Source organism: Agromyces binzhouensis (genome assembly GCF_004135055.1).
Lineage (GTDB): Bacteria > Actinomycetota > Actinomycetes > Actinomycetales > Microbacteriaceae > Agromyces > Agromyces binzhouensis.
Window position 1 is genome coordinate 1 of record NZ_SDPL01000194.1, and the last position, 5,719, is coordinate 5,719.

At 72.6% G+C, this 5,719-nt stretch carries 5 protein-coding genes; 4 read left to right on the plus strand and 1 reads right to left on the minus strand.

Going from position 1 to position 5,719, the window contains the following annotated elements:
* Nucleotides 1-126: 126 nt before the first annotated feature.
* On the minus strand, nt 127-2,082 hold the full coding sequence (locus tag ESO86_RS10355; RefSeq protein ID WP_129234825.1) for a BCCT family transporter: 1,956 nt from the start codon (nt 2,080-2,082) through the stop codon (nt 127-129).
* 60 nt (nt 2,083-2,142) lie between these two features.
* Between ESO86_RS10355 and ESO86_RS10360 the strand changes: the two genes are divergently transcribed.
* From ESO86_RS10360 to ESO86_RS10375, 4 genes are all read left to right on the plus strand, one after another.
* Entirely contained in the window at nt 2,143-3,132 is a 990-nt protein-coding gene (locus tag ESO86_RS10360; RefSeq protein WP_129234826.1) for an aldo/keto reductase, read from the plus strand.
* Nucleotides 3,133-3,205: 73 nt separating this feature from the next.
* A complete protein-coding gene (locus ESO86_RS10365) occupies nt 3,206-4,126 on the plus strand; it encodes an AEC family transporter (protein ID WP_129234827.1) in 921 nt (306 codons plus the stop codon).
* An 89-nt stretch (nt 4,127-4,215) separates the two neighbouring features.
* Complete coding sequence (locus tag ESO86_RS10370) at nt 4,216-4,977, plus strand: DUF1353 domain-containing protein (protein ID WP_129234828.1); 762 nt, start codon at nt 4,216-4,218, stop codon at nt 4,975-4,977.
* A complete protein-coding gene (locus ESO86_RS10375) occupies nt 4,977-5,498 on the plus strand; it encodes a gluconokinase (RefSeq protein ID WP_242492316.1) in 522 nt (173 codons plus the stop codon). The genes ESO86_RS10370 and ESO86_RS10375 overlap by 1 nt, the downstream gene beginning before the upstream one ends.
* Nucleotides 5,499-5,719: the final 221 nt, after the last annotated feature.

A 5,719-nucleotide genomic window follows, 5' to 3' on the forward strand; every position in this document is an offset into this window, starting at 1 on the left:
CGTCCCGGCGCCGCGCGGCGAGTCGAGCTCGATCGAACCGCCGACCGCATCGATGCGGTCCACGATGCCGATCGCCTGACCGAGCCGCCGCCGTCGCGCGCTCCGCCGCCGGCTCGGCCGTTCCGGTCAGTGCAGCGGATCGCGCCCGTCGTCGTCGGTGGTCCGGTCCGGGACCTCCGCCACGTCGCCGCGCGCCCGCGGGTCGTGGTCGACGATGCCGTCGACGTCGTCGGTCGGCACGCCCGTCGACTCGGCGTTCAGGGTGTCCATCGCGCGCTGCGACGCGTGCCGCAGCGTGAGCTCGCCGTCGATGTGCGTCAGCACGGGGTGGAGGGGCGGCTCCGCGCCGGGCGCCTTCCGGATCGGCATCGTCGGCAGGTCCTGCCGGATGCCGAGACGCCGCTGCAGCTGCCGCATCCACCTCGGGCCCCGGCCGATCGCGCCCGCCTCGAGCGGCGCCTCCACCTCGAGCCCGTAGTACTCGCCGATCTGGTCGACCAACTGCGCGCGCCGCGCGAGCTCGTACGCCCGCCGTTCGCGACTGAACGCGATGATGGTCGACCAGCAGATCATGAGCATCACCACGCTGAACGGCAGCGCGATGATGATCGCCGCCGTCTGCAGGGCGCGCAGCCCGCCCGCGAGCAGCAGCGAGATCGACAGCAGCGCGGTGATCAGCGTGAAGAAGGTGCGCACCCACTTGCGCGGGTTGATCTGGCCGCCGGTCGCGATCATCCCCATGACCAGCGCCCCGGAATCGGACGAGGTCACGAAGAAGATCGTGATGAGCAGGATGACGCCGAAGGTGAGCACGGTCGAGCCGGGGAAGTAGCCGAGCAGTGCGAACAGCGTGCCCTCGATGTCGACCGCGCCGTCGGCGCCGACGAGGCTGCCGGGTTCGGTGAGCTCGAGGTAGAGCGCCGAGCCGCCGAGCACGCTGAACCACAGGATGCCGATGAGGGTCGGCACGATGATCACGCCCGCGACGAACTCGCGCACCGTCCGGCCGCGGGAGATGCGGGCGATGAAGATCCCCACGAACGGCGCCCACGAGATCCACCAGCCCCAGTAGAACGAGGTCCACGACGCCTGCCACGCCTCTCCGGCGGCTCCCTGGAACGCGCTGACGTTGAACGAGAGGCCGATGAAGTTCTGGATGTAGGTGCCGATCGACTGCACGAACTCGCGCAGCAGGAACTCAGTCTGGCCGAACACCAGCAGGTAGAGCACGAGGATGCCGGCGAGCACGAGGTTCGTGGAGGACAGCCACTTCATGCCGCGCGTGACGCCCGAGAGCACCGACGCGAGCACGAACACCGTGATCACCATGATGATGACGACCTGCGTGGTCTCGGTCGGCTCGACGATGCCGGCCGCATCGAGGCCGGCGCTGATCTGCAGCACGCCGAGCCCGAGCGACGTGGCCACGCCGAACAGCGTGCCCGCGAGGGCGACCACGTCGATCACGTTGCCCCAGGCGCCGCGCACGCGCTTGCCGAGCAGCGGCTCGAGCGTCCAGCGGATCGAGATCGGCCGCTTGCGCCGGTGGATGGCGTAGGCGAGCCCGAGTCCGACGACGACGTAGATCGACCAGGCGTGGACGCCCCAGTGCAGGTAGGTCTGGCTGAGCGCCGCCGACGCGAGCTGCTCGGGCGTGCCGGAGACGCCCGGCCGCGGCGCGACGAAGTGGCTGAGCGGCTCGCTCGCGCCGTAGAACACGAGCCCGATGCCCATGCCCGCGGCGAACAGGAGCGAGAACCAGGCTCCGAGGGAGAACTCGGGTTTGTCGTCGTCCTCGCCGAGGCGGATGTCGCCGTAGCGACTGAACCCCACGAACAGGCTGAATGCGACGAAGAACGCCGCGATGAGCACGTAGTACCAGTTGAACGCGTTGACGATCGACGCCTGGACGGCGCCGAAGAACGTCTCGGCGAGGTTCGGGGCGAGGAGGGCGAACCCGCTGAACGTGAGCACGACCGCCGCCGCCGGCCAGAACACCCATCTCTCGATCGACGTCTTCGGGAGTCGGGGCCGTCGCCGGCCGTCGTGGTCGCTGGGCTGGGTCCGCGGCGTCCCGTCCATGCCCGCCACGATACGCCGCGGGCTAGGCTCGGTCGGGACATCCGTCGAAGAGGAGCAGAGATGCAGACCCGCACCCTCGGCCGCACCGGCCGCACCGTCTCGGTCATCGGACTCGGGACCTGGCAACTCGGAGCCGACTGGGGGGATGTCGACGAGGCCGACGCGCTCGCGGTGCTCGACGCCTCGCACGAGGCCGGCGTCACGGTGTTCGACACCGCCGACGTGTACGGCGACGGCCGTTCCGAGTCGCTCATCGGGCGCTGGCTCGCCGCGAACGCCGGCTCCGGCGTCACCGTCGCGACGAAGATGGGGCGGCGGATGCCCCAGGAGCACGGCAACTACGTCCTGGACAACTTCCGCGCCTGGACCGACCGGTCGCGCCGCAACCTCGGCGTCGAGACGCTCGACCTCGTCCAGCTGCACTGCCCGCCGACCTCCGTGTACTCCGACGACGCCGTGTACGACGCGCTCGACACCCTCGTCGCCGAGGGCGCGATCGCCGCGTACGGGGTGAGCGTCGAGCGGGTCGACGAGGCGCTCGCCGCGATCGCGCGTCCGAACGTGGCGACGGTGCAGATCATCCTCAACGCGTTCCGGCTGAAGCCGGTGGAGGAGGTGCTGCCGGTCGCGCGCCAGTACGGGGTCGGCATCATCGCGCGCGTGCCGCTCGCGAGCGGCCTGCTCTCCGGCCGGTACACGCTCGAGACCGAGTTCGCGGCGAACGACCACCGGTCGTACAACCGGCATGGCGAGTCGTTCGACGTCGGCGAGACCTTCTCGGGCGTCGACTACGCGACCGGCGTGCGTGCCGCCTCCGAGTTCTCGGCGCTCGCGCGCGAAGCGGCGCCGGATGCCACGCCGGCACAGGTCGCGCTGGCCTGGGTCGCGCGGCAGGACGGCGTCTCGACCGTGATCCCGGGAGCCCGCAACCCCGAGCAGGCGCGCGCGAACGCCGCCGCCGGTTCGCTCGAGCTCCCGGAGTCGTTCGACGCGGCCGTGCGCGACCTCTACGACCGCGACATCCGCTCCTCGGTGCACCACCGCTGGTGACCGGGCGGGACCCCCGGGGCGGAGCGAGGTCGCTCCCCTCGGGTCCTCCCGACTCCACGCCGGGCGGTGACGCGTGATCGACATCCTCACCGGGTTCGCGGTCATCGCGCTCGCCATCGTGGTCGGCTGGATCGCGGGGCGGACCGGCGTGCTCGGCCCGAACGCGCGCCCCGTGCTCGCACGGCTCAGCTTCAGCGTGCTCTCGCCGTTCCTGCTGTTCTCCGTGCTGTCGACGGCCGACGTGCGGGCGCTGTTCTCGGCGCTGCTCCCGGTCTCGGCGATCGCGGCGGTGTCGGTCATGCTCGTCTTCTCGGTCGTGTCGATCCTGCTGCTGCGGCGCGGCGTGGCCCGCACGACGATCGGGGCGCTGGCGAGCGGGTACGTCAACGGCAACAACATCGGCATCCCGATCGCGCTCTACCTGCTCGGCGACGCCGCGTACTCGGCCCCCATCGTCCTGCTGCAGCTGCTGCTCTTCGCACCGATCGCGCTCGCGGTGCTCGGCGCGACCGTGCAGGGGCGGACCTCGGTCGTCGGCATCCTCCGCTCGACCGTCACGAACCCGATCATCATCGGCTCGCTCCTGGGCGTGCTGGTCTCGGTGTCGGGCATCGAGCTGCCGCCGATCGTGCAGGACCCGATCCGCCTCATCGGGCAGGCGGCCGTGCCGCTCATGCTCATCGCCTACGGGCTCTCGCTGCACGGCACCCGACTGCTCGAGCCGGGCACGGGCCTGCGCGACGTCGTCATCGCGGCGACGCTCAAGCTCGCCGCGATGCCCGCGATCGCGTGGGCGCTCGGTGCGTTCGCGTTCGGGCTCGAGGGGCGCGACCTCTACGCGGTCACGGTGCTCGCGGCGCTGCCGACCGCGCAGAACGTGTTCAACTTCGCGCAGCGGTACGAGACCGCCGAGGTGGTCGCCCGCGACGCGGTGTTCGTGACGACCATCGGGTCGGTGCCCGTGCTGCTGCTCGTGTCGGTGCTGCTCGGCTGACGCGGCGATCGCCGAGCGAGGTCGCCGGGTACCGCGGTGACGGCCGGAGGCGGCAGGATGGTGCAACGCACCGAGGCGAGGAGACCCGAATGCCCTTCCTGCGCGAGGACGGCGCACCGCTCGACGAACTGCCGCTCGCCCAACGCCCGGCCGACGGGTACCGGTTCGCGCTGCGCGCCCCGGTCGTGTACGTCGACGACCCGAGCGGTCGCAGGTACCGCGCACCGGCCGCGGGCGAGGGGCCTCCGCCCGTCGGGATCACCGACCTCGCGTCGGTGCCCACGCCGCTGTGGGGACTCATCGCGAGCTACGGCCGCCAGTCTGCGCCGGCCGTGCTGCACGACGCGCAGTCGATCGCCGCGGCGGCGCTCGACGACGATGCGGCCGCGCTCGCGCAGCGTCGCGAGGACGACGACGTCTTCCATCGCGCGCTGCGCGAGCAGGGGGTCCCGGTCCTTCGCGCCCGGCTCATGTGGGCGTGGGTGTCCGCCGACCGCGAGCGCACGTACGCCGGATGGCGCGGATGGCTCCTGCTCGCCCAGGTCGCGCTCGGCGTCGTGGCGGTGGTGGCCGCCATCGTGCTCGCCGTGGTCGCGCACCCGGCGTGGCTGCTGCTCGCCGTCGTGCCCGCGGTCGCCGCGCTCGCGTGGGGCGGGCTCGCCCGGCTCGTGATCGCCCTCACCTACCCGCTGGCGCTGCTCGGACCGGTGCTGCTGGTGCAACTGCTCGCCGTCGGCGTGTTCCGGGTGGTCGAGGCGATCGTCGAGCTCGTCGCGGGCGGCGACGTGCGGTCGGTCGTGCGGCCGACCGTGCTGCCGCCGGATGCGGGCGACCTGACGGGGAGGTCGTGATGCGCGCTCGTCGAACGCCTGGCCCCGTCGTGGTGATGGGGGTCTCCGCGTCGGGGAAGTCGACGGTGGGGGCGCTGCTCGCCGAGCGCCTCGGCGTCCCCTTCGTCGATGCCGACGACGTCCACCCGCCCGCGAACGTCGCGAAGATGCGGTCCGGCGTCCCGCTCGACGACGCGGACCGCGGGCCGTGGCTGGACCAGGTGGGCGCGGTGCTGGCCGGCGCCGCGGACGACGGGGTGGTGGTCGCCTGCTCGGCCCTGCGGCGAACGTATCGCGAGCGCCTGCTCGCGCTCGCCCCGGCCACCCGGTTCGTGCACCTCGATCTCTCGGAGGCCGAGCTCGCGCGGCGGGCCGGAAGCCGGGTCGGCCATTTCATGCCGCCCAGCCTCCTGGCTTCGCAGCTCGCGACGCTCGAGCGGCTGGCACCGGGCGAGCCGGGCATCGTCGTCGATGCGGACGGCCGGGCGGACCACGTCGTGGACCTGGTCGCCGCTGCGCTCGAGGCGGACCCGTCGTCGTGACACCCGGCCGCCGCAGGGTTCAGTGCTACCCCTGATGCCCGCCGCGCGCGGCATCCGTACCGTTGACCTCGGTCGCGCACCGCGGACACGCAGGGGGAACTGTCACCGCGGTGCCGACCGGAGAGCCGGCCGCGCTGGACCCGACCCGAACGGGCAGCGCAGGCCGGCTCCCCCCTTCTCGGGCGGCTCCGCGGCCGGCGCCCGTGCGAGCGCGCCGGGCG